Raw genomic sequence first — 1025 nt, 5'->3', positions numbered from 1 at the left:
TGTGTAAACCCACCACGTTGTTCAGTAGAGGAAGCCGGCTGACAGGAGGCTGATAATGCAAGCTGGCATGAGGACGATGCCAGTTGTACTGATGAAGCCACAGCGGCAAATGGGCAGCGCGCTGCTCTGAGGATTCATAGGAGCGGGCATAAGCCCACTCACGCAGCGCCGTCTGGATAAAACGCTCCGCCTTGCCATTCGTGCGTGGCGTATAAGGCTTGGTTCGATAATGGCGGAGGTTCAAACGTGTGCACAGCCGACGGAAGCGCCGGGATCGATAGCACGCGCCATTGTCTGTCAGCACGCGCACGAAGCGAATGCCGAGGCGCCGATAATAGCGCACCGCCTGTAACAGAGCATGGCACGCACTTTTGCCGGTTTCGTCGGGATGGATTGAGCTGAAGCCAATGCGGGAATGATCATCGATGGCCACATGGACGTATTCCCAGCCGGCGCCGGGCGAGTCCTGTCGTCGGTTGCCTGTTACGCGATGGCCAGGGCGAAGGAAGCGGCCGAGCTTCTTGATATCCAGATGCAGCAAGCCGCCGGGCACGGGATATTCGTACCGGATGACAGGGGCGGCGGGCTCAAGATTGGCCAGCCGGTTGAGCCCCCGCCGCTTGAGCAGGCGCGCCACCGTACTGCATCCCACCTTCAGGTGGGCGCTGATCTGGCGATACGAGTGCCGGGCACGGCGTTGCTCGACGATGAGTTCCTGTGTTTGTGCAGGAATGGCGCGTGGGCTGCGATGGGGCCGGGACGAGCGGTTGTGAAGACCGGGCTCCCCCTCTTCGCGGTAGCGCCTGAGCCATTTGTAGGCAGTGCGTACACTGACCCCAGCGGCCTGCGCCGCTTCTTCGGGGCGTAAGCCGACTTCGACAATGCGTTTGACGAGCAGGGCTCGACCGTGAACGGTTAATCGGGCATGTTTATGGTTGTTCATTCGGGGTCTCGGTGTGTTGGGTTGGGTCGCGCCTCCAATTCTCCGGATACGCCCCGAATGAACAACCTAATGAGAAATCACA

At 60.4% G+C, this 1025-nt stretch carries 1 protein-coding gene; it reads right to left on the bottom strand.

Features of this window, described 5'->3' with window-relative positions; translation table 11 throughout:
• Positions 1–943: IS481 family transposase (locus tag WH50_RS25430; protein ID WP_110190245.1), on the bottom strand; the 943-nt coding region annotated here is incomplete at its 3' end.
• Between the last annotated feature and the right edge of the window lie 82 nt (positions 944–1025).

Origin of the sequence: Pokkaliibacter plantistimulans, assembly GCF_003194385.1 — a bacterium.
GTDB classification, from domain to species: Bacteria; Pseudomonadota; Gammaproteobacteria; order Pseudomonadales; family Balneatricaceae; genus Pokkaliibacter; species Pokkaliibacter plantistimulans.
Note: the sequence above shows the minus strand (reverse complement) of the source record. Positions and strands in the feature narration are given on the sequence as shown.